The following is a 22,041-nucleotide window of genomic DNA, read 5'->3' as shown; positions in this document are numbered from 1 at the left end:
GTATAGAGTCGATCAGCGTCGGTATCCAATAAGAGGTTTTGCTTTTTACTTTTCGTCAATTCCCAAACAGTAATAGTACGCTTTACTCTGTACTTTACACTTTACTAAAACGAATGAGATACACGCTCTGTATTTTGCTATTGTTGGCCAGCCTTACGGCGAAACCTTGTGGCTGGTCCGGACCTTACGGTCCCAGTTTTTATAATTTGTTCCGCCAGACCAATATCGCACCGCAAGAGTTCTGGCCATTCCTCAGAGAAGACGCAACCACGTTTTATTATCCCGAAAACTTTGATAATGACCAACACCCCGTTGGCAACCTGAAGCTATGGGCAAAAACACTTAGCTGGCCACTCTCGGAAGTCGAAAAGGTAATGTATGCGTCGGACAGTGGTTACGACCGCTATTGGGAAGCCCATAACCGCCCTATCGATGTGCGGGCCCGGGTTTATATGAGTTTCGCCCGCAAATGCGCTGATGTGTTTTCGTACCGAGGACTGGATTCTTGGGATTATGACGAGATAGCGAAAAAACAAAGCCCCGACTACGAGGCCCTGCTAACGGAAGCCAACCGACTGATGGCCGGCGAAGCGGACCCAATTTTGAAAAGGCGCTACGCATACCAAATCGTGCGGATATTCCACTACGCCAAACGCTACGAAGAGGCCGTGGCTTTTTACGAGAACAAGGTGAAACCGATGGGGCTTCGCTACGAAATAGATTATTACACGCTGGACCAAGTGGCTGGCTGTAGGTTTTCGCTCAAAGAATACGAGCGCGCCGCCTATGATTTTCTCCGGGTGTTCGGCGCCAGCCAAGACCGCAAGAAGTCGGCGTATATGAGCTACAGGTTTTGCGGATACAAATCGGGTACCGGCAAATCGCTTTTGAAATCCCACTCCGACTCCCTGGCCTACCTGACCTTGCTGGGCGTACAGCATCACGTAAAACAAACGTCGGCGCTGGAACAGTTGGCCAAGCTGGCCCCTACCAGCCCCAATACCGAGTTGCTTTTTGCCAGGGAGCTTTTCGATCTGGAAGATTCGACTTGGCCAAAATATCTGGGATTCTCCGACGCGGAAGGAAGATCATTGCCGAATCTGGGACAATCCGGGAAAGAATGGGCCAAAAACCTGGAAGAGATTGCCGTGGGAATAATGGAAAACCCGAAGACAAAGCAGCGTAAAGACTATTGGCGTTTGGCCAGTTCGTACCTCGCGTTTTTGCGCGGTGATTTGGCTTTGGCCCAAAAACGTCTTCCGCTAAAAGGAGAGTATGCGGAACAGGCCAAACTGTTGGCCAAAGTTTATGAAGTAACCAGCTGGAAAGCCGTAGGGCCGGAGCAGGAAGCCAGATTAGCGGAATTGCTCACCGGCGAGCTCCAAAACTTCAAGGACTGGCAATTGCTTTTCAACGACTTTGTGGCCAACAAATACTACACCCAAGGCGACTGGGCAAAGGCCTTCTTGATGCACAACGCCGTGGGCAACTTGCGTGGCCTAAACGCAATGGAATTGGTGGACAAGCTAATAGTCTTCGCCAAAAAGGAAAACAAAAACGCTTTCGAAAAATACTTGGCCAACAGATGCCTGGACAAAGACTCCGGCGAAAAAGACCTGTTGGCGGAGCTTCAATACGCCAAAGCCCGCTGTTATATGAAGGCTAGCCAACCCCAAAAAGCGCTGGAAATGTTCAGGCTAAGCGGGATAACGGGCGCTAGTGTAGGCCCGAGACTCTTCAGCAACAACACGAAGGAGTGTTTCGATTGCGACGAAGACTTCGTGATGGAAGATTTGGTGTACAAAGCCTCTCCATTCGCTTTCCTGAAAGAAAACATGTATTTGCCCGATGTGGCTGAGAGCCTTCTGAAACTAGATTCGCTGACGCGAAACGAACAAAAATGGAAACGCAAACTGGCGCATTACCTGTTGGGCAATTATTACTTCAACATATCCAACACCGGATATTACAGAGGCACACTCAACGACAGTGGAAACTGTTGCCACTATACTTTCGTTCCGGGAAAACACGGCGAGGAGACGGCAATGGAAATCCTCAACGCAGGGAAAAGTTTCAGCATGGACGGCATTGACTGGAATACCCAATATTATTACGATTTTCAGAAAGAAGCCCGGAAGCAATACAGAAAGACCATCGAGCTTTCCACCGACAAGGAACTCAATGCACGCTGTCTGTATATGATCGCAAAATGCGAGCTGAACGATTACTATAACAATGTATTCGACCGGTATTCCTTCTACCGAGGGACAGTAAACGAGGAAAGCTTGCCATACAAAACGGCCTTCAAAGAGCTGAAGAGTAACTATGCCGACACTGAATTCTATAAAAAGATACTCGACGAGTGTTCGTTCTTCGACAAATATGTGAACTCACCGATTTAAGGAAACATAAAGCTAAGGGCAAAGCATAATTGACTTTTGGACGAAATCCCGACGCAAGCTTTGGTTTTGCGTCGGTATTCGTCATTTTTAGGCTTTATGGCATTAATTAATTTTTAGGACTATGCGTAGCGTTAAACTTTTTCTGCTTCCGGTTTTTATACTGTTACTTAGCTCGGCTTTCGCCCAAAGCGATTTCAAAAATGCGCAACTGAAATACCCCCGAGTACGAAAGGCTTACCAAGAAGCCGGCCCAAACGTAACGGACCTGATAACCGCTAAAAATATCGACAGTAAAAAACTCCGGATATATTTAAGAGCTTTCAAAACCGAAAAGAAAATAGAGCTCTGGGGAAAAAACGCCGAAGACAAACGCTACAAACTGATCACAACCTACAAAGTGTGCAGAACCTCAGGCGAGCTGGGACCAAAACGAAGACAAGGCGACTATCAAATACCTGAAGGGTATTATCATATCGACCGCTTTAATCCCTATAGCAGTTATCATCTATCTTTGGGAATCAACTACCCGAACCGGTCCGACAAGATATTGTCCGATAAAAACCGCCCAGGCGACAATATCTTTATCCACGGCGCCTGCGTAACGATCGGTTGCCTGCCCATCACCGACGAATATATACGGGAACTCTATGTATTTTGCGTAGAAGCCCGAAACGCTGGGCAAAAGACAATTCCCGTAACCATTTTCCCAACGGAACTGACCGATGAGAAATTCAAAAAACTAACGGCCCGCTACTCCAATGATTCAGACAAAACCAATATCTGGACCGACCTGAAAAAAGGATATGACATCTTTAACCGGGAAAAGCGCTTGCCTTCGATAGGTTTTTTAAAGAATGGGAGGCATTTGGTTAGGTGAGCATTCAGGTGGCAAACTTCAATTAATCAGACGTTTCATTTCCCTCAAGCCTTTATCCGACAATGCTCCCCATTTCATGAATGAGCGGTACGGGTAGTTTTCAACTTCTCCCACTTCATCAAATAATGTATAACCAATAGGAGACTCATTTATATCATAAAAAATGATTGTTCTGGTTTTCTCAAAAGTCCCAAATTCTCCCCATTGATATGCGCTCGTGTCATTTAGCAAGCATATTATTTTCTTCGTTTTGTTAAAAGACAATGCTTCCCCACCGTAAAGGAAAGACCCTTTGTATACTCTCGAAGAATACGCTTTATCGATTAAAAATGTATTTCCATCCCTATTCTCCTTTTGAATCAGTTTTATATAAGTATCCCTATAAGATAACTCAGACTCCGCATACTGATATTTTATCTGTCCTTTAAGCCATATTAAACTATGGCGATTCAGAAACATCACCGCGAAAACCAGAAGAAATACTACAGAAGCAAACCCAACAATCCACTTTGCAAATAGCTTCATAATCATTATTTCAGTCCAAAAATAAAAAGTTCTATTTCGCCACAGCCATAGACATTTCTCCAAACGAAAGATAAAACATAAAAGGAAATAAAGCGTCACTAGATTTTTGCCGTAAAACCGCCAACCTTTTTTCCAATAAAAAAATCCAGCTAGAAACCCGGAACGTTTGTATCAAAACACGATACAAACCTTCAAATCAAGCACTTAATTCACTTACAATATACTCTGATTTTTATTGCAACAATCGGGGCCTATCCAAGCTTCACAGTTTTTTTTCAGGTGTTTTGGATTTATTTCTTTTGACAAACATTTAGTGCTTAAGACTCAATTGTCTTATTCTTTTTCCAGCCTCATAAAAAGCACAAATACCTGAGGCTCAACTAAAATCCAATATCATGAACAGGGTGTATCTTATTCTTTTCGCACTGATTTTTTCCGTGGTCGGCTGTAAGCAGGGAAACAAATCGAAAGAAAGCGCTTTTACTCAAATCGAAAACTCATTCTCGCCGGACTTTGAAAAAAAAGCGGTGAAAAGCGTAATGGCAAAAACGGCCTTTTGGCAAACAAAACAACAACTTAGGAAAAAAAACAATGACTGGACCAACGGCGCACTGTACGCCGGCATGGTGGAATGGGCAAAAATCGCTGACGACACATATTATTTCGATTGGCTCAAAGGCATAGGCGAGCAAAACAACTGGGACAGGATAAAGCGTAAAAAAGTATACTATCACGCTGACGATTTCTGCGTAGGCCAGATGTATACCGAACTGTTCCGAAAGTATAAAGATTCAGCTATGATAAAGCCTATGGTGGCGCATTTGGACTCTATCCTGGCGAATCCTTCCTCGGTGAGCCTGGACTTTGAAAAGACAAGCGACGACCATTACCAAAACCGCTGGTCTTGGTGCGACGCTTTGTTTATGGCCCCCACCGTCTGGACTAAATTATACAAGGAAACAGGCAAAAAGGAATATCTGGAATTTATGTACAAGGAGTTCAAAGCGACGACAGACTTCCTCTATGACCAGAAGGAGGACCTGTATTACAGAGATTCGAATTTCTTCTCGAAAAAAGAGAAAAACGGCAAAAACGTATTCTGGGGTAGAGGAAATGGCTGGGTGTTCGGCGGTTTGGCGGTTATCCTCAGCGAACTTCCAGCGGACTACGAGCACAGGGCTTACTTCGTGGATATTTACAAAAAGATGGCGAAGAAAATAGCCAGCCTGCAATCGGAAGAGGGATATTGGCGCGCAAGTATGCTGGACCCCGAATCTTATCCGAATCCCGAGATGAGTTGCACGGGCTTTTTCACCTACGGACTTGCTTGGGGCATCAACAACGGTCTTCTGGAAAAAGACAAATACGGACCATCCGTACGAAAAGGCTGGAAAACGATGGTAAAATCGGTTTGGCCTGACGGTAAATTGGGTTGGATACAGCCTGTCGGAGCATCCCCTCAGTCGGTAACCGCCGAAATGACAGACGTATACGGAGTAGGAGCGTTTTTGTTGGCCGGAACGGAGATTTACAAGATGTCTAAATAAATAGGCGCACTTTCACCAAAAGTGTAATGCAAATATTAGCGGCTTTCGGGAATACATTCATTTCCCGAAAACCGCTAAATAAGTTGAATTTAAGAATCACGGAAGGTACCGTTTCATTAAGTGTGTAAATGAAATTTATATGAGCGAAGCGGGGAAGTTCCCTCGATTTTGTCAGTCAGTTTCTCGGAGGAGCGATAGCGTCTCCGAAAACTGACTGACAAAATGAGGAGCCTCCCGGCAGGGGACACTCCCATTTTCATTCGTATAGGTTTCAGGATGTCGGGAATATACTTCAACAAGTTATATTCAGACATGAAAAAGAACGAGAAAACCATTCGCAAGGAAGACGTGTTGTCCGCAGACTTCCTCAAGGAGTTCGGCAACGCCGAGGAACTCGGCGATTTTTTGAAACGGCTCCAGAAAAACGCGGTCGAGGCGATGCTCGAAGGCGAGCTGGACGCCCATCTGGGCAACGGGAAACACGGCAAGAGCGAGGACGGGAACTACCGCAACGGCCACGGGTCGAAAAAAATCAGGACAAGCTTCGGCGAGAGCCAAATCCGTGTTCCCCGCGACCGCGAGGGGACCTTTTCCCCGATGCTGGTGCCCAAGCGCAAAAGCATGGTGGACGGTTTGGAAAACGTCATCGTCTCGCTTTACTCCAAAGGCATGTCGAACAGCGATATCCGGGAACAGGTCTCGGAGGCGTACGGGATCGAAGTGTCCCCCGCGACGATTTCCAGAATCACGGACAGGGTCACCGAAGACATCGTCGCTTGGCAGAACCGCCCGCTTGATCCCGTTTATTTGGTCGTGTGGATGGACGCGCTGGTGTTCAAGGTCAGGGAGAACTCGAAAGTCGTCAACAAGGCGGTGTATATCGCCGTGGGGCTCCGTACGGACGGAAAAAAGGAGGTGTTGGGATTCTGGCTGGGCAAGAACGAATCGGCCTCGTTCTGGATGTCGGTGCTCACGGACATGAAAGCCAGGGGCGTACGGGACGTCCTGATCACCGCCACCGACAACCTAGCCGGCTTCACGGAAGCGATAAAATCCGTATTTCCGCAGACCGCCACGCAGATATGCGTCGTGCACCAAGTGCGGAACTCCTTCAAATACGTTGCGCACAAAGAGAGAAAGGAATTCGCCAAAGACATGAAGGCCATTTATGACTCGGCAAACGAGACCCAGGCCAAACAGGCCCTGGAATATTTCGCCCAAAAGTGGGAACACAAATACTCCTACGCCGTCAAAAGCTGGCGGGACAACTGGGACGAGCTGACCGTCTTCCTGGGTTTCCCGCTGGAGATCAGGAAAATCGTCTACACCACCAACCTGATCGAGAACCTCAACGGGAAGATCAGGAAATACACCAAAAACAAACTCTCCTTCCCCACGGACGAGGCGGTGGTCAAAACGGTGTTTCTCGCGATCAGGGAAGCCACAAAAAAATGGACCATGCCCGTGAGGAACTGGGGCATGATCCTTAATCAGTTTTTGGTTATATTCGAGGACAGAATCAAAATCTAGGCGAGACAAGGCCTAATTCCGACATTCTGAGTTTACACACTTTTTGAGACAGTGTCTCACGGAAACGTATTCTCTCCACAAAACCCTAAGTTTCTATACTTTCAAAAAAGGTACTATAATTCACATTTATAAATCCTCGATTCCTCATCCCAAGGATGATAGCCTTGACCAATATAGGTAAAACCATATTTTTCATAATACCCTATGTGGTCTGTGCATAAATATAAATTCCCAAACCCCATACCCTTGGCATCACCTTTCGCCTGTTCCATCAATAGCTTCCCGTAAGCGTTCCCCCTATGATTCTCATCGATAAACACGGCGCAAAACCAAGGATACAGATCCATTCTGCTGATAAAGTCATTTGTTATCAGTCCAGCGCAACCTATCAACTCGCCTCTTTTTTCCAGTAAATACCACTGTGGCAAAGGGTTCTCCGCTTCTATACAATGACTTATGCAGTCTTCGTAAATCACAGGAGCCACCCCTTTCCAACATTTCTGAAAATACGCTATCGCTTTATCTTTATAATCCGGACTCTTTCGTACTGAAATAATTTTAATCTCTTCACTCATTGCCTATTGCTAAATTTAAAACCGAAAAATCATAGCCTTTAATGTCTCAAATATTTGACTGAAAAATATAAATCGGGATGATGGCTCTTGATATCCATAGTTTTCAAAATGAAAAATCAGTTCCGCTTCGTATTCAGTTCATAATAAACCTTTTCAAGCTTTTTCCAATTATCGGCCTGCATCCACTTAAGGGTTAGAAAAAGGCCTTCTATACAGCGCTTTCTAAACGCTGTCCGTTCAGCCAAAGACTCCTGAACCCTATTCACCAGCCACTCTTTGTCGAATCCTGTCCATTCGCCCGCAGTTACCAACAAATTCGATTGGAGAACGGGAAACACCTCGTACTTATTGATCTCTTCTACTTTTTCCAGCGAATACGGGCTTCTGATTATAGTAAAAGCAATACGCAAAAAGTCCGAATCCTGAAGCTCGGTATCCAGATAAAACTCCGAAAGAGCGATCCAAACAGGTTCTCTGTCTTTTATGGTTTCCTTTTTCATCCGTAAAACGGATTTTCGAACCCAGCGCCTTTCCAACGCTTCATATCTCTATAAAATGAATAAAGGTTTTCGGCAAACTGTTTCATCCCTATTCACTATCGTCCACTCCTAATCCTTTCCTTAAAAATCTCTACCTGCCTTCTATGCCTTAGGACATGTACTATCGCATGCTCAAATAATTGCTCCGGTTCGTACTGTTGTCCCCATCGGGCATTTATTTTTTTATTCGAATCGTTTTCATAAAAATCAAAATCCGGATAATCGGCAAACAGAGCCTCATTAAATTTAAACATCTCTTTTAGCCCGACTGTATAGTCTCTCACTTCCCCATAAAACACTTTCTCCCTGTATTGAATTTCTTCGCCAAGCCATTTCCTAACCGCCACTATATAGTTATATCCACTTTGAACAACATGAGTCAAAATTGTCTGAACCGACTTGCAATCCTCATCTTTCGTATTCAAATCGATAATCGTCGTTAACTCATCCTCAGAGAGATTCTGAATTACCCTTATCAATTCATCTATTGCCTTTTCGTATTCGTCAAGCAAGGCACCCACTGCTCCGTTGGCTCTATATTTTGTTTTTTTGATCATCCTTGAAAGTTTTTAACTCTTCTGTTTTATCTCCCGTCAAGGATTGAACATTTTTCGTAATCTCTTCAATGGGCCAGTCCCACCAGCGCATCTCCAATAAGTCCTTGATCTGTTTTTCCGAAAATCTCTTACGCACTTCTTGCGCTGGATTGCCCCCAACTATCGAATACGGTTCCACATCTTTAGTCACTACGGATTTTGTAGCCACTATAGCGCCGTCCCCGATCGTAACGCCGGGCATAATAGTAGCCCCATAACCTATCCACACGTCATTGCCGATAATCGTATCGCCTTTTGACGGATATTCTTTCCCTTCCATAGCCGAGGCCCAATCTCCTCCAAAAATTGCGAATGGATACGTCGAAATCGATTCTGTAAGATGATTCGCTCCATTCATAATGAATATGACATCTGAAGCGATCATACAAAATTTCCCTATTCGTAATTTATCACCGGTAAAATCGAAAAGGTACTTTACGTTCTTTTCAAAATTCTCCACCGTTTCGAAATCATCATAATAGGTATAATCCCCTACAATGATATTGGGATTCTTCACGACATTTTTCAGAAAACATAGCCTGTTATAATTCTCAAGCGGAAACTTCTTGTTCTTGTCAGGTATATTCATTCTTGTCTGTCTAAACGCTAATCAAAAGATGGAAATCAAGAGGTACCTCACAATGTACAGACCTTAAAGAATCGGCAAAACTTATCCCTCTATCAATGCCAACACCTCGTTTACAAATTCCGTTTTGCCCATAACGTAGGCTCCCCTGTCGTTTCTGTATTTGGTAGCCAATTCCACTTTCAATGTTTCATATTCTTTTGCCTTTCCTGGGTTCGAAACCAAATAATTCCGGAAATCTATCTGCCTCCACATCACGTTTTCCTTCGGGCACATATGGATATGGAAAATCTGTTCCTTTTGGACTTCAATATTATACCCCTTTCCAAAAGACGAATATTCCTCGATTCCCTCGCGAGCAGGCACTTTGAAATGAACATAACCCAAGTCCTCGAATTTTTCGACCAGCCCTTCGTCGAACAGTAAGTCTTCCGGTATTTCGATCATCATGTCAATGTAAGGTTTGGACTTGATCCCCGGTATTGACGTGCTACCAAAGTGCTCTATTCTCAAAATCGATTCCTGTCCAACAGCTTCGATAATCCGCTCTTTCTCATTTTCAAAAATCGTTTTCCATTCCGGATCATGTTCCACCAAACTTACCGGAAAAAGAGTATTCCAATCCTCTTTTGTTAGATCGTACAATGTCTTTTTCATCTTACCGAGATATTTCCGTTTATGAGTTTTTAGCGAAAGCGTCAAAAAATCAAATTAAACGACGGACGCAAACGCTGTTATCCAGCGTTTGCGCCCAGCGGATTATTACAACTCTTCCATAATCCGCTCCAACGTTTTGTCATCAATCCTGTTCTCTCTCTGATCAAATCGGCTTTTGATCTCCAAGGGGGATATTTTATGCTCATCCGCTAAAACAACCCTAACCGCCCACGCCAAAAGGTGATTCGGAGTAGCCCAATAATCATAAACCCCATAGTCATATTGATCACACAGGTACACCTCCGGGCCCGTTTCGCCGGTCATCACATACCAGTCACCGGAAGGGTCGCATCCCAAGCTGAAATATTTATTGTTTTTGTCTAACTCATCAAGTTCTTCCGCAAAATCAAATGATATACCGTCTTGCTGAAACGGCCATAAAAACGGGAAACGCCCTTCGGATACAGTCCGTTGATACATATCCACCCAACTGCGCCATTCACCGAGGACGGAACATTCCAAAAGGTCCTGTGATATTTGCACTCCGTTCTTACAACTTATGCCTTCGCTCTCTTTCAATAATTTACATTCTTCAAAAAATTGGTTTTCGAAATAATTGTCGCTAATCGGATCCGTAATCTTTTCCAAAACTAAGGGTTCGTTCATCATAGTCACTATTAAATGTCAGGCGGTCAATGTTATCAAAAGCACCGTCCGCCATCATCTAAACACATGGGGCAACTGACGATAAATATAAAAATACAATCATGTTTATATCAAAAAAACAACACATAAAATAAAAACAAAGAAGCCTATTTCACATATAAACAACCCATAAATTCAATTAATATATAACAAAACCAATTTAACACACAAAAAAACACCCGTCCATTTCCTATGAAAAAGAAACAAACGGGCGAAAGTTAAACGTCTACAAGAACCTTTAGTCCCCCTCTACCGGAACGCAAAAATCCACTCGGAACAGCTCCCCAGCGGGCGCTTCGGGATAACGCTCAAAATACGGCGCACCAGCTATAGGACGAAAACCGTGTTCGGATAACCACTCTCCAAAAATCCACTCCCAAACCTTCGGAAAGTCCCGAGGGCTCAACTCGCATTCGCACACCGCATATTCTCCAAGGTCCAAAGTCGTTTTCCCTATCGGCTCTTCCGTTTGCGTTTCGGCTGGTACAGTAAGGCACAGGCTCATTTCGGAGGCTCCATAACGCGCTACTTCGGGGCTATCCCTATAAAGAATTAAATACTGGAAATCTCCGCCGGCCAGCAAGCCTTTAGAATCCGCCCACGCAAAAAGCTCTTGGCGGTGGCGTTGATACAGCGACCTGTCTTTTTGGTAAGCGCCCGCTCCCCCGTGAAAAGCGAGTGTAGTGCGGGGCAAGGTTTTTACCTCAATGTTCTTAACAATCGTTTCCATATCGTTTGTCTCTTTTGATGTCGAAGACAAACTTATGCGCTAAACCATTCTTTCATTCCCCAAATCTTGCTAACCGTTTGACGATTATTGCTTTTTGCCAAATTAACTATTGCCACATATACTCATGATGGCCTTTTGGTTTTGACGCTAATTTTCTCCCTGTAAACTTTTTAACACCTTTATCACTCAAATTGAAAGACATTATCTTCCCTAAACACCTTTTCATTACTTGTTTTTCCAATTCACTCACTGGTTTTTCAAGAAGTTCGTATTCAAATGATACTGTTTCTTCTGTAAAATCGTATTTGCGTAACTCCAACTTTTCTTTAGTCCAAATTTTCATTCTAGGATGTCTTGTTGTTTCTATAGCCAGCCCATTAGCATGTTCTATTATAAAGAAGCCTGCGGTCCAGTCATTAATTGAAACGATTGTATCAAGCTCATACAATTCTCTCTTTTGTCTTTCTATTTCATATGCTATATCCCTGAAGTAATTACCAATTTCAAAATGCGTTTTCTCTAAGAAGAGTATGGTATTTTTCACATCCACTCTACTTCCTAAAAAATCAGCATCTATTTCCAAGTTTCTTTCAATCTCCCTATCATGCCTTACTAGTTTCCTATAGGCTTGAATAAGTTCTGGGCTCAATCTATTAAAATCTTCTGTTTGGGAAGGCAATTGATACTTCATAGCTGATAACTTGCCAAGAACCTTCAATAAATAATTTTCATTCTTTTTATTTAATTTTTTCAACCTATTTTTAAGAATCGGGAGCTCTTTATTCAGATCAAAATATATCGCTGTATAAGACTCAAAATAATGCTCTATATTCATAAGTGCTCTTCTACTTTCTTCACGGTTCTCTATTTTTCTGACCCTATCAGAATGAGACATTTGAGCATGTATAGCTTGAATTTGGTCACTAGAGTGTTTTGATGAATAATAAACTGAAACACCCATTATTCCAGCTGTTACACACATTCCAAATAATGTTATGATATTATATATCCAATCGGTTTCTGTTGAAGCTAACTTTGGAGCCATCACCTTGACTACCATTATTACAATAGCCAATGTCAAAAAAGCCCATACACAACCTATAACTACAAGGAAAGACAAATTATCAGATACTCTCATTTTTGTTTATTCTTTTACTAAAAAATCATCCCACAAACAGACAGTAACACCCCCTTATACCTCAACAAACCTTTCCTTCTCCGCCCTAATCTTCAACAAAATTTATTAACTAATTAGGGTTTACTGAAAAAGCCCAGAGGGCTACCCAGCTAGGATATTTTGCCAGACAGTCTTTTCCTGTTTCTTTTCGCCGTCTTGAAGCCATATCCCGTATTTCCAGCTCAAGAAAACAAGGTCAAAAAAGATTTCGCTCTGAAATCTTTTCAAGTTGGCCACGAAGAAAATGCAGGCGATCCATGAAAGCGAAGTGTCCGCTCTCCTTGCCTGTATTTTGTCCAATCCGAGTCCCCGTTTCACTTCCCCGAATTTTCCTTCCGCCCTGCTTCGGTGCCGTTGGTGAAGCGCCCGGTTTTCCTTGCGTTCCCTGATTTTTTCGGGACTTGAGGGAGGCCTTCCCAACGGGGAGCCCACGAATTCCACACCCGCGCCGGACATGGTCTGCCGGGCGTTCCTGTTTCCGTAAATCTTGTCCCCGACGAATTTGCCGAGCTTCATTTCCGGGTTTCTCTCCCCGAAACTGTCGATGTGCCCGCGGATCACTTCCGCGTCACCCTCGTAGTAAGCGTCCCATTGCGCCTTGTCCAGATAGGAATAGCCTTCGTGAAGGCTTACGGACAATTTGGCGCCGAACTCGGTGTCGCTTCCGTTTTTGCCCCGGACTATCGGCCGGACATGGGGCTGGAAGACGTTCACGATGCGGCCGTCCACCCTGTTGGCACCGGTCTCCAGCATGAGCGACTGTTGCCTGGCGATTTCGTGAAGCACCATCAGAATCTTCAAAAACCTGCTTTTTAGGCGTATAACGCCCTTGTTGGCCTCTATGAGGCTGTCGATATGCCGTAGGTTCCGTTCCAGATAATTCAGCTGTCGGCGTGCGCACACGCGCCAGAATTCGGCTCCTTTCCTCTTTTTTCTCGTCGCCCCGACATATTCCCTATGGGCTTTATCCCGGTAAGTCCGGGGCTTTTTGGATAAACCGGAATCCCTGGCGACGGGCCAAAGGAGGTCGATGATTTTCTCCGACTGCACCCTCGCCGTAGCCAACAGCCCAAGGTCCGTGGGGTATGGAATCTCTTGCGGCGCCACCGTCGCGTCGCAGGAGACAACCCGCTTGTCATCTTCGGCGTCCCCGGAATGCCCGTCTTTGGACCCTTCATCCCGATCGCCCTCCGCAATACGGATCCCCTCGTGTTGCAAAAGCGAACTCATCCTGTTAAAATCCCCGTACCCGAGCCGCTTGCGGACCGTCGTGAACAGCGAAGGGTCAAAGGCCTTTTCCGTGGTGAACGAGCCGAGTCCCACGAAATACTGGAGATACGGATTTTCTTTGATTTGTTCTATCGCCTCGGCGTCCGAAACGTTCAGCTTATGCTTCACGATCAGCGCGCCGATGACCAGCCGGGCCGGTTTGCACGGACTGCCCTTGCCCGTCGACATTTTCGATTCGTAGACCAAACCCAATTCCGCCCAGGGGATGGAGTTGGCCAACTTCACCCATCTGTTTTCCGGGTTAAGGCGCCCTATTTCCGGGTCCAAAAAACCTTCTATACTCAATTGCGAGGAACTTGTCTTGATCATAGGTGCAAGGGAAAAAATGCTCTCAGTCCTTTCTAAGGCCAATTTACGAATATTCCCTGTGCTTTGGAAAGGGAAACAAGCTACCTAATCCACTGATAATCTTGTGGTTTTTACTTTTTCAGTAAACCCTAATTAAAAAAGAGGGATTAGCTTTAAATAAGAAGTTAGCTTACAAAAGTTCTAAATCAAACAACTCGAGCACACAATTATTTTTTACTCATTTTTTGTTACACTTTACCCTGTAAGGGATTTATCATTATGAGTGCAGTGTGGTTTTTCCACGATTTTTTACCAGAAGGCAACTTTTATGACAACCCGAGAATTTGAGAATTTTCTGATTCAAATTTCTGCGAGACTTTTCGGTTTTGTCAAACGGTACCTGCCTTTGGAAGAGTCTGAAGACGCATTGCAGGAGATTAGCGTAAAAATATGGGAAAAGCGAGGGCGACTATCCAAAATGGAAAAACCCGAGGCATATTGTTTTAGAATGGCCCGGAATTATTGTCTCAAAAAGCTAATGCGCCAAGAGCCATTTTTGCCTATCGACAGTATTATCGAAAACAATCTGCAGGGCTTTGACAGTGGCATAATACAATTGGAATATTCCGAAACGGAAGCACTTTTGTTCCGCTGTATAGATCGGTTACCGATACGGCAAAAGGAGGTTATGTACATGAAATGCGTGGACGGTATGGAGTATCCGGAGATAGCGACGGTAACCGGACTGAAGCCAGAACATGTGCGGGTTTTGCTGTCGAGGGCCCGTAAAGAAATGAAGGCAACATTGGAAAAATACTATAAGCATGAAGCCAGAAAAAGAACGGTTGTTTGAAAAGTTTTTGGAAGGCGGGACTGTTCGTTTAGAAGAGGAGGCTCTGGCGAAAGATTCTGGTGACATGGACGCAACGTCCCGAACATTAGTCAACTTTTTCGCAAAGGACTTTTCGGAAAAACAGAATCTTCGTACAGAAATCCTCGTGGGTAATGCTCTCCGAAAAAGAAGGCATTCAGCCTTATTCTGGAGCACGATGGCCAGTTTAACGGCCTGTATGACCTTGTTCTTTTTGTTGCCAGCCCTAAACCCGGAACCGGTGGGCGTAGATCCTAAGTTGCTTGAGTTATTGGAGGGGTCTGAAGATGAGATTATTTACGAGGACGAGTCGGTGACTATATATTATAAGTGATATTAACAGTGACGGATCCGAAAACCCTGTGGGGTATAGCGGAAAGACACTGAAATTCATAAACATAATGCGCAACTGCGAAAACGGGCCCTTTCCGAATGCGCTTTTTGGCAACAGAAAATCAACAGAGATGAAAAAGATAGGAATAACACTATTGTTTGCTCTAGTGAATGTAATGGGCATGGCGCAAACCAAAACTGCCCAAGAGGTTTTTGATTTTACACTTCAGCAATTAAAAAAAATTAAAGGGGCCGAAACATTCGAGGATAGGCGACTGGGCGAAACAGAAGTGTACAATATCGCTGGCGGACGCATATATTTCAACGCCGAGAACTATATGCATTATATTGATTTGATTTGGGCATTAAGAAAGTTTGTTAACGGTAGGGATAGAGAGTTGCTTAATAAGACTGCCCGAAATTATAGTGTCTCTATGTTTGGGGTCGCCGGAAAAAAACGATCGGTTTATAATTATAAATTAGACGAAGGGGCCTTTATTTTCTTCAGGTATGACCTGCCTACATATGATGGCGCAAAGAAAAAGTATCCCGCAAGGCTACTTTGGAAAGCGATGAAGAAGAAATATCTAAGCAAGAATTATATAATTAAACCCAAAGCAAATGGCTCCAATAAAAAAGCTCCCGAATATTATGTTGACGGGAAAAAAGTAAACCAAGAAGAAGCCGTTAAAATCAATCCGCTTAATATTGCCCATATAGAAATTGTAAGAGACGGCGGTGTGGGAAAAATAAAACTCACCAGAACCAAAGCGTGGCGTGATTCCTCTTATCACCTTGGTTTCTTGCATATCAATATGGGCCTTGGAAACGGCATGTAAATCCTTAATTATTGAATTTCCCTTCCTTTTACCGAATAGTGCGAGGCCAACGTTTAAAGGATTACTCAAAAAAGATCGTTTAAAAAAACAGGGAGCCATAAGGCTCCCCTTTCTCAACTCTCCATATACAACTTTAATCCTTCTACACCGATTCGCTAATGAACTCGGCGTAACCGCTCCTTTCAAAGACATCCCTTACATTCATCTCATAAATATCCCTCCAACTGCCCGGCCCGTGTATCTCCACATATTTCTCCACTATCCGGAATCCCATCCAATAATACAGCGTTTTGGGAGCGTCCTCAAAAAGTTTATATTTTCCATTCCGCAACAGAGGATTATCTCCGCTTGTATCAGTGAAGTACTCTTTTGTTTTCGCGTATATCTGCTTCTCGTTATTCAGATACCACTCCCATTCTTTTTCGGTCATATTCTCCACAGCCTCGTGTTTGGATATTTTCTTTTCGAAAAACACCCAAGTAAAATAACACGCAAAGCCCTCGTCTATCACTTGGCGTAAAGCCGTACCGCTGTCCGGATCATTCTTCCGAAGCGGTTCGTAGGCAAGGTGATTCAGCTCGTGGGGAATCCCGTACTCCACGGTATACCTAACATTCTGTTCCTTATAATTAAGCTCCAGACAAAACTGGTCGTTATCACAACCGCCGAAAAGTATCCCCGTCAAAGGCGTGAACGCAATACTGACGGTCGCTTCAGCCTTGTAAGGAACCAACTTGTCAAATTTTTGCAGGTTGTTTTCCAAAACCGAATCAAGGTTCATCTCGATAAGCTCCAAGGCCCTTTTTTCGAAAAACTCCTTGTTTTCAGGGTAAAGTGTTTTATTCCACTCTATTATCCCACTTTCCGTGTTGAATTTGGAGGCGTTTTCGTTACCGAAAATCATTGCGTAGCAATTATCCCACAGAGCCTGATGCGGAACATATACCTTCTCGATGATCATCGAACTGTCGTAACCACTTGGCCCATGTGCCAGAATCTGGCTTTTAAAAAGGTTTTTGACAGTAATCCCTCCTACCTTGACACTATCTGCTACCTGTTCGAGTTTTTCCCTGAACGTAAGAACCTTTTTATCAGCCTGTTTACAGGATTGGAAAGAACAAAACAAGGCGAAAAACGCTATGGAAAATATCTGTCTCATAACCGTATTGAAAAGTACGTATATCCCTTAAGCGTACGAACAAGTATATGCCTTTAAGGCTTCGAATCAAAGACGAGGGAAAACAAGGGAAAATTCAATATCCGTATCCGGTAAGATTGTATCATCAAATAACAGAGAACCAGTATAAAAAGAATTATCCAAATCTGTCCCATTCACCTGAATAGTGAAATCAATCGATCAAAATCTTATGGTGATCCCACCCTTCGGATACCTTTTTGTAGTTTGCATTCGTGATCTTCACCTCGTTATACCGGGTAAAAGTGCATCCATTTTCATTAAGCACGCTTGAGTCAACATACAAGTCAAAGATTTTCTTGTCTCCAACCTTGAACGAAAAATTGACCTTTTCCGTATTCCAGCCTGGTGCTGTAAACAAAAGTAAATTGTTATCTGCCAAATGGTATTTTCTTCTAGAAACCCTTTCGTTGGTTTCCGAGTTTATGATGTCGACCATCGAAAACTTGAAAGTCCCTTTTTCAAAAAGGTTTTCTCCAGAGGTCTTGTCCACAACCTCAAAATAAAACGGAGAAGGGGGTGTCATACATAACAGGTCTTCCTCATCTTTATTATCACATGCGGAAATGAAAGCTGAGAAGACTAGCAATAACCCAAAGATTTTTTTCATAATGCAAATTGTCAAGAGTTAAAAAAGCGACGACACCAAATAGGCTAAGATGTTATTAAGATTAAAAAGCATCTACTTATTTAACGTTTATAAAGCGTCGGTACGACTCACAGTAAATTAAAATATTTTATCACTTAAAATCATACATAAGACACATTAGGCAGTTAAAAAGTTGGGATAAGATATTACAAAACAATTATTTCGCATTAAAATTCAACGAAGCCTATCTATGAAATCATTCGGCCAAATCATTCTTTCCGCTGGACTCACATTATTTGTCGGAGGCGCCGCCAATTATATTTGGCCTGACGTAGTGACCCTAAAAGGCGTCACCAGTCCAAAGCTTCACCTGTTATGGATGTTTGTGAGCTTTAGCGTAGCATTACTGGGCGGCGCATTTATATTGGCGGGAAAAAAAGGGTAAAGACCAGCTTATATTAACCGGAAACTGGACAAAAAAATACCCGCAGTTTGTGGGTAGGAATCAGACTTGTTTTCCAAACAAGTTATTCCGCATCCATAGTTTGCTTTTGCAAACGTAAACTGTCTTTCCGAGGATGTGTATCCACCTCTTCCCGCTCTGATCGTTGCCCTGAATTTACGATCTCTGTATTCTGTTTTCCAACTTCCTCTTTTTCCTTTTTACTCGAGAAATGAAGCCATAATATAAGGGGCAACAGTATCATCGCCCCCAATTGCTGTATTGGAAGTAACTTTTTTATTCGTACTCTCATAATCCTAAAAAGTAATACCCGCAAACTCTTGGCTTGCGGGATATGTCTTTTGAAAAACGTTATTCAAGATCCGCTTACTGTTTCGCCTCTTTTTTCAAGGAGCTTTCGCGCAGAAACCGGACGAGTTCGATAGTGTGGTAAGTGGACTTTCCTATACTTCCTTTCATTTCCTGACTGTGGGGAACATCGTCTTCGGAAATATAGAAATACTCGCCTCCATTTTCGTAATCTTGGAATTTGTCGAAGAAGAATGCCTTGATCTTATCCGCTTCGTTCTTGTGCCCATCTCCGGCAAGGGTTAGCGCAATTACCGCTTCGGCGTGCTGCCACCAAGTTTTGCGTTTATCCAAAACGCTGTCGGTTGCGGGATTTATTTCACTGAAGAAGCCTTGCTTCACCGTTTCATCGAAGACTGGTTTGCGCATCGTCACATCCAAAATCTTTCTGCCCAAGGCCGTATATTCCGAACAGAGGCTAGCTGGCAGAAAACCGAAATCCTTGGTCCGTTGCAAAAGGGCCGAAAGCTGGAAGTTGTGGCCGGGCGTTACGGTGAAACACGGCTTTTCACCCTGACTTTCGCACGGATTCCAATTGTCATCAAACTTTACGTTTACCCAACCCCGGCCATCATTCCAAGCGTTCTTTGCCAAGAGCGCAAGGTTTTCGGTCAGGTACGGCTCATACAAATTACGGTTTTCCTTATCCGCCAACCAAAGATTGGCCATATACGCCGTAATCGGATACATCAGCGACTGCAAAGACTTGCTTCCTTCCACGGGACCGTTTTTGCGGTGATATTCTCCCCAAAAACCTCCACGGATATCATCATGAAAGCGGTTTATGAAGCCTTTGTGCAAGCCGTGAATGGTTTCAAGCAACTGTTTGTCACCCGTCTTTCGGTAAAGCTCAGCCAATCCGCACATTCCGTAAGCCTGTTGCCAGACGTCAAGAATTTCGGTCTTCGGATTCATTCCTTTTTCGGAAAAGGAATGGGAAAAGAGTCCCAGAGAATCGTTTCCTATCAGATTTTCTTTCTGAAAAGCGTACATGCGTTTGGCCTTCGCCAAACGCTCCGGATGTTGGTCAGAAGTGTAGGAAAGGCCGTAAATAAGCCGGTCATGCGCCACGGTAAACACTTTTTCCGAAAGCAACTTCCCAGCATTATCCACTTCGGAAAAATATACGCCAAGCGAATCGTTGTAAGAGTTGTTGTCGAAAAAGGCGAAGAGATTGTCCAACGGTTTCGAAAGCCCGTCCGCCGTAGCGTTCTCCACAGACGTTTTCTTTCCCGCGCAACCGGCCAACAGGGCCAGCGCCATCAGGATTCCGGAGATTTTTTTCATAGTGCAGTTGTTTGGTGCCGGGCGGTGCTTCTATCACAAAGCCTTTCCGCGGATTTTATTGCACCTCCCGGTTAATTTCATAAAGCGCCTCGGGTAAAAGGAAAATCTAGAATTACACATCAAACGAGTAAAAAGTAGCGACTTTCGTGATACGAGGCTATGGGACAAATCTAGACAATTTTATCGGCAGGCGCTGTTTTTTAGCTGGTTTTAGGATTATTCTGTATCAATCTGTTTTCATCTTCCCCCTCAATTATTTAGCGCAATACCATCACTTTATTCTACTCTCGTCAGACTTATTTGCAAACACTATGTTTTATAATCTTACGTATCATATTTTATATAATTAAAAGTTTATAAAAAAACAATTAAAGTTATTTTTAGGTCTAAGCTTAAATGCCTATCAAAATGAAACAACTCACTCACTACCTTCTATTTGCAACCCTATTTGGAGCATTTTCCTGCACAACTTCCGATATTCAAAAACCGGAACACAAGGTCGCTGACCTAAGCTTTAGCCTTCGATCATCATTCGAAATCATTGGAACAAACAGTGACGAAAAACTGATAAGGACCGCGACGGAGGAGTATAAATATGAGTATGAAAAATACATCGCTGTCGTAACTGACCGTACAGGCAAAATCGAACCTCAGATTTTCAAGGAGGTGAACTTAAAGGATCAAAAACTAAAGAATATCAAGTACGGGGAAGACTCTTATATTTCCGTATGGAATGTGTTTCATTGGGATGGAACAGGCGATCCCTTATCCAATTTCCATTTCATGAAGTACTTGGGCTCAACCGAATATTGGGGAACGAGAATTATGTTTGGTCAATCAAATATTAAGCTAACGGAAGAAGTGATCGAGAAAGGCATTGAGCTTCGTCCCGCAACAAATCTCTTTGACGTAAAGACCAAGGGCTATTTAACCAATGACGACATTGAATCTCTCTCCATTACGTCAATGGATAATAGCGAAAGCTATAATCTTAAAATTGATCAGATTTTTATGGCAACAGCATCGGAATTTAACCTTACAGTCACCTTGACTTCTGGGGAAAAGAAAACTGTGAAAATTGAATTCCCTTCATATGGCGGGTATTACAGAAGCATAATATTAAACCGATCCGACCCACCTAAAGATAAAGAAACAGGGTTCCGAACAGGGGAAATCAATACCAAATTGGAATCTATATTAGTTGACTTTTGATGAGTGTATCCAAGCAATGGGTGTTATGGACGAATTATGACTGCTTTCCAAAATAGCCCTGATAATATTAGCTATAAATGATTTCGAAACGTCGTTATTTTAAAGGAAAATAGTATATATCGAAGGGTAGGTTACTCTGTAACAGCACAGTTTTCATTATAATATTTTGCGACAAAAAACGAATCTTTGTTACCGAATCTCTTCTTCCGCGCCTTTTCATGAAGATCAGGGCAATCGGGAAAAAACAACACAATATCCTTTACAGAAAATGGCTGGCGTAGCTCTAAGGTCAATCCTTTTCGCATAAGAATATAAGTTACTTTCCGCTTGCTAACCAGAATGGGCTTGGAAGTGAAACCATCGCCTTCGTTACCTGCCATTACTACTTGGGGAGGATCAAAATATTTAAGGAGTTTAACAGGACCATCTAACTCACATTTAAGAAATACATCCCCCTCACTTTTTTTCTTTGATTTGTAAATATTTGAAATACCCGGAACGGAGACCATTCTTATCGCCTCTCCCTGGTATGTAAACCTAAATTCTTTGGCGTCTTTTGGTCTTAGCTTGCGCTTTTTTCCCCACTCGTCATAATATTTGACTTTAGACTGTAGAACCCGGTAATCGATTGTTTCCGAAAACCTTTTCATAGGAATTTCAAAGCTTGCTTGCTTAACCTGCCTTTCAAAATAAATAAGGCCGTTAGCCACTTGCCCAACACCAACAAAGGGTATAACAAGACCAACGTAAATCAAAAGTGTTATTCGTCTCATAACTTTTACAAAAAATATATTCTATTCCCTTCTCTTTAATCGTGATGATTTTAATTTAAAAATCTGTAAAGTACAATTATTAGGTTCGATATTTTTCTTCCCTGCAG

23 protein-coding genes are annotated in these 22,041 nt (G+C 43.3%); 9 read left to right on the top strand and 14 right to left on the bottom strand.

Features of this window, described 5'->3' with window-relative positions:
- The first annotated feature begins 113 nt into the window (after positions 1 to 113).
- Together AABK39_RS02440 and AABK39_RS02435 are read left to right on the top strand one after the other, a co-directional pair.
- The gene (locus tag AABK39_RS02440) at positions 114 to 2,402 is read left to right on the top strand and encodes a hypothetical protein (protein ID WP_338393333.1); all 2,289 of its coding nucleotides are present in this window, start codon (positions 114 to 116) and stop codon (positions 2,400 to 2,402) included.
- A gap of 121 nt (positions 2,403 to 2,523) precedes the next feature.
- Positions 2,524 to 3,279, top strand: coding sequence for a L,D-transpeptidase family protein (locus AABK39_RS02435; RefSeq protein WP_338393332.1), 756 nt, complete (start codon positions 2,524 to 2,526; stop codon positions 3,277 to 3,279).
- A gap of 18 nt (positions 3,280 to 3,297) precedes the next feature.
- Here AABK39_RS02435 and AABK39_RS02430 read toward each other — a convergent pair whose 3' ends face one another.
- Complete coding sequence (locus tag AABK39_RS02430; RefSeq protein ID WP_338393331.1) at positions 3,298 to 3,804, bottom strand: hypothetical protein; 507 nt, start codon at positions 3,802 to 3,804, stop codon at positions 3,298 to 3,300.
- Between the two features lie 395 nt (positions 3,805 to 4,199).
- Here AABK39_RS02430 and AABK39_RS02425 point away from each other — a divergent pair, with 395 nt between their 5' ends.
- A complete protein-coding gene (locus AABK39_RS02425) occupies positions 4,200 to 5,351 on the top strand; it encodes a glycoside hydrolase family 88/105 protein (RefSeq protein ID WP_338393330.1) in 1,152 nt (383 codons plus the stop codon).
- Between the two features lie 333 nt (positions 5,352 to 5,684).
- Positions 5,685 to 6,881: an IS256 family transposase gene (locus AABK39_RS02420; RefSeq protein ID WP_338395317.1), complete on the top strand. Its 1,197-nt coding sequence runs from the start codon at positions 5,685 to 5,687 to the stop codon at positions 6,879 to 6,881.
- 113 nt (positions 6,882 to 6,994) lie between these two features.
- Here AABK39_RS02420 and AABK39_RS02415 read toward each other — a convergent pair whose 3' ends face one another.
- From AABK39_RS02415 to AABK39_RS02375, 9 genes are all read right to left on the bottom strand, one after another.
- Positions 6,995 to 7,456 (bottom strand): GNAT family N-acetyltransferase, encoded by a 462-nt coding sequence (locus tag AABK39_RS02415; protein WP_338393329.1) that lies wholly within the window; start codon positions 7,454 to 7,456, stop codon positions 6,995 to 6,997.
- Positions 7,457 to 7,572: 116 nt separating this feature from the next.
- Positions 7,573 to 7,956: a DUF7079 family protein gene (locus AABK39_RS02410; RefSeq protein ID WP_338393328.1), complete on the bottom strand. Its 384-nt coding sequence runs from the start codon at positions 7,954 to 7,956 to the stop codon at positions 7,573 to 7,575.
- A 95-nt stretch (positions 7,957 to 8,051) separates the two neighbouring features.
- Positions 8,052 to 8,552 (bottom strand): DinB family protein, encoded by a 501-nt coding sequence (locus AABK39_RS02405; RefSeq protein WP_338393327.1) that lies wholly within the window; start codon positions 8,550 to 8,552, stop codon positions 8,052 to 8,054.
- Positions 8,530 to 9,180, bottom strand: coding sequence for a CatB-related O-acetyltransferase (locus tag AABK39_RS02400; protein WP_338393326.1), 651 nt, complete (start codon positions 9,178 to 9,180; stop codon positions 8,530 to 8,532). Before AABK39_RS02400 ends, AABK39_RS02405 begins: the two co-directional genes overlap by 23 nt.
- Before the next feature lie 81 nt (positions 9,181 to 9,261).
- A complete protein-coding gene (locus tag AABK39_RS02395; protein WP_338393325.1) occupies positions 9,262 to 9,834 on the bottom strand; it encodes a GrpB family protein in 573 nt (190 codons plus the stop codon).
- Positions 9,835 to 9,939: 105 nt separating this feature from the next.
- The gene (locus AABK39_RS02390; protein WP_338393324.1) at positions 9,940 to 10,482 is read right to left on the bottom strand and encodes a hypothetical protein; all 543 of its coding nucleotides are present in this window, start codon (positions 10,480 to 10,482) and stop codon (positions 9,940 to 9,942) included.
- Positions 10,483 to 10,777: 295 nt separating this feature from the next.
- Positions 10,778 to 11,269, bottom strand: coding sequence for an AraC family transcriptional regulator (locus tag AABK39_RS02385; RefSeq protein ID WP_338393323.1), 492 nt, complete (start codon positions 11,267 to 11,269; stop codon positions 10,778 to 10,780).
- Between the two features lie 106 nt (positions 11,270 to 11,375).
- On the bottom strand, positions 11,376 to 12,407 hold the full coding sequence (locus AABK39_RS02380; protein ID WP_338393322.1) for a hypothetical protein: 1,032 nt from the start codon (positions 12,405 to 12,407) through the stop codon (positions 11,376 to 11,378).
- A gap of 141 nt (positions 12,408 to 12,548) precedes the next feature.
- On the bottom strand, positions 12,549 to 14,045 hold the full coding sequence (locus AABK39_RS02375) for an IS5 family transposase (RefSeq protein ID WP_338393039.1): 1,497 nt from the start codon (positions 14,043 to 14,045) through the stop codon (positions 12,549 to 12,551).
- A gap of 307 nt (positions 14,046 to 14,352) precedes the next feature.
- Between AABK39_RS02375 and AABK39_RS02370 the strand changes: the two genes are divergently transcribed.
- From AABK39_RS02370 to AABK39_RS02360, 3 genes are all read left to right on the top strand, one after another.
- Entirely contained in the window at positions 14,353 to 14,877 is a 525-nt protein-coding gene (locus AABK39_RS02370) for an RNA polymerase sigma factor (RefSeq protein WP_338393321.1), read from the top strand.
- Complete coding sequence (locus tag AABK39_RS02365; RefSeq protein WP_338393320.1) at positions 14,849 to 15,229, top strand: hypothetical protein; 381 nt, start codon at positions 14,849 to 14,851, stop codon at positions 15,227 to 15,229. The genes AABK39_RS02370 and AABK39_RS02365 overlap by 29 nt, the downstream gene beginning before the upstream one ends.
- Before the next feature lie 130 nt (positions 15,230 to 15,359).
- Positions 15,360 to 16,067: a hypothetical protein gene (locus tag AABK39_RS02360; protein ID WP_338393319.1), complete on the top strand. Its 708-nt coding sequence runs from the start codon at positions 15,360 to 15,362 to the stop codon at positions 16,065 to 16,067.
- Between the two features lie 142 nt (positions 16,068 to 16,209).
- Here the strand turns inward: AABK39_RS02360 and AABK39_RS02355 are convergent, their stop codons facing one another.
- Positions 16,210 to 17,226, bottom strand: a complete 1,017-nt coding sequence (locus AABK39_RS02355) for a gliding motility protein GldB-related protein (protein WP_338393318.1) — start codon at positions 17,224 to 17,226, stop codon at positions 16,210 to 16,212.
- Positions 17,227 to 17,416: 190 nt separating this feature from the next.
- Positions 17,417 to 17,872: a hypothetical protein gene (locus AABK39_RS02350; protein ID WP_338393317.1), complete on the bottom strand. Its 456-nt coding sequence runs from the start codon at positions 17,870 to 17,872 to the stop codon at positions 17,417 to 17,419.
- Between the two features lie 229 nt (positions 17,873 to 18,101).
- Between AABK39_RS02350 and AABK39_RS02345 the strand changes: the two genes are divergently transcribed.
- Positions 18,102 to 18,296, top strand: a complete 195-nt coding sequence (locus AABK39_RS02345; protein WP_338393316.1) for a hypothetical protein — start codon at positions 18,102 to 18,104, stop codon at positions 18,294 to 18,296.
- Positions 18,297 to 18,680: 384 nt separating this feature from the next.
- Here AABK39_RS02345 and AABK39_RS02340 read toward each other — a convergent pair whose 3' ends face one another.
- On the bottom strand, positions 18,681 to 19,949 hold the full coding sequence (locus AABK39_RS02340) for an AGE family epimerase/isomerase (protein WP_338393315.1): 1,269 nt from the start codon (positions 19,947 to 19,949) through the stop codon (positions 18,681 to 18,683).
- A 408-nt stretch (positions 19,950 to 20,357) separates the two neighbouring features.
- On the opposite strand from AABK39_RS02340, the gene AABK39_RS02335 reads away from it, so the two are divergent.
- Positions 20,358 to 21,161 (top strand): hypothetical protein, encoded by an 804-nt coding sequence (locus AABK39_RS02335; protein ID WP_338393314.1) that lies wholly within the window; start codon positions 20,358 to 20,360, stop codon positions 21,159 to 21,161.
- 131 nt (positions 21,162 to 21,292) lie between these two features.
- On the opposite strand, the gene AABK39_RS02330 is transcribed toward AABK39_RS02335, so the two are convergent.
- The gene (locus tag AABK39_RS02330; protein ID WP_338393313.1) at positions 21,293 to 21,934 is read right to left on the bottom strand and encodes a hypothetical protein; all 642 of its coding nucleotides are present in this window, start codon (positions 21,932 to 21,934) and stop codon (positions 21,293 to 21,295) included.
- Between the last annotated feature and the right edge of the window lie 107 nt (positions 21,935 to 22,041).

Origin of the sequence: Fulvitalea axinellae (assembly GCF_036492835.1) — a bacterium.
GTDB classification, from domain to species: Bacteria; Bacteroidota; Bacteroidia; order Cytophagales; family Cyclobacteriaceae; genus Fulvitalea; species Fulvitalea axinellae.
The sequence above is the reverse complement of the archived record's forward strand: the minus strand, read 5'-3'. Positions and strand labels throughout refer to the sequence as shown.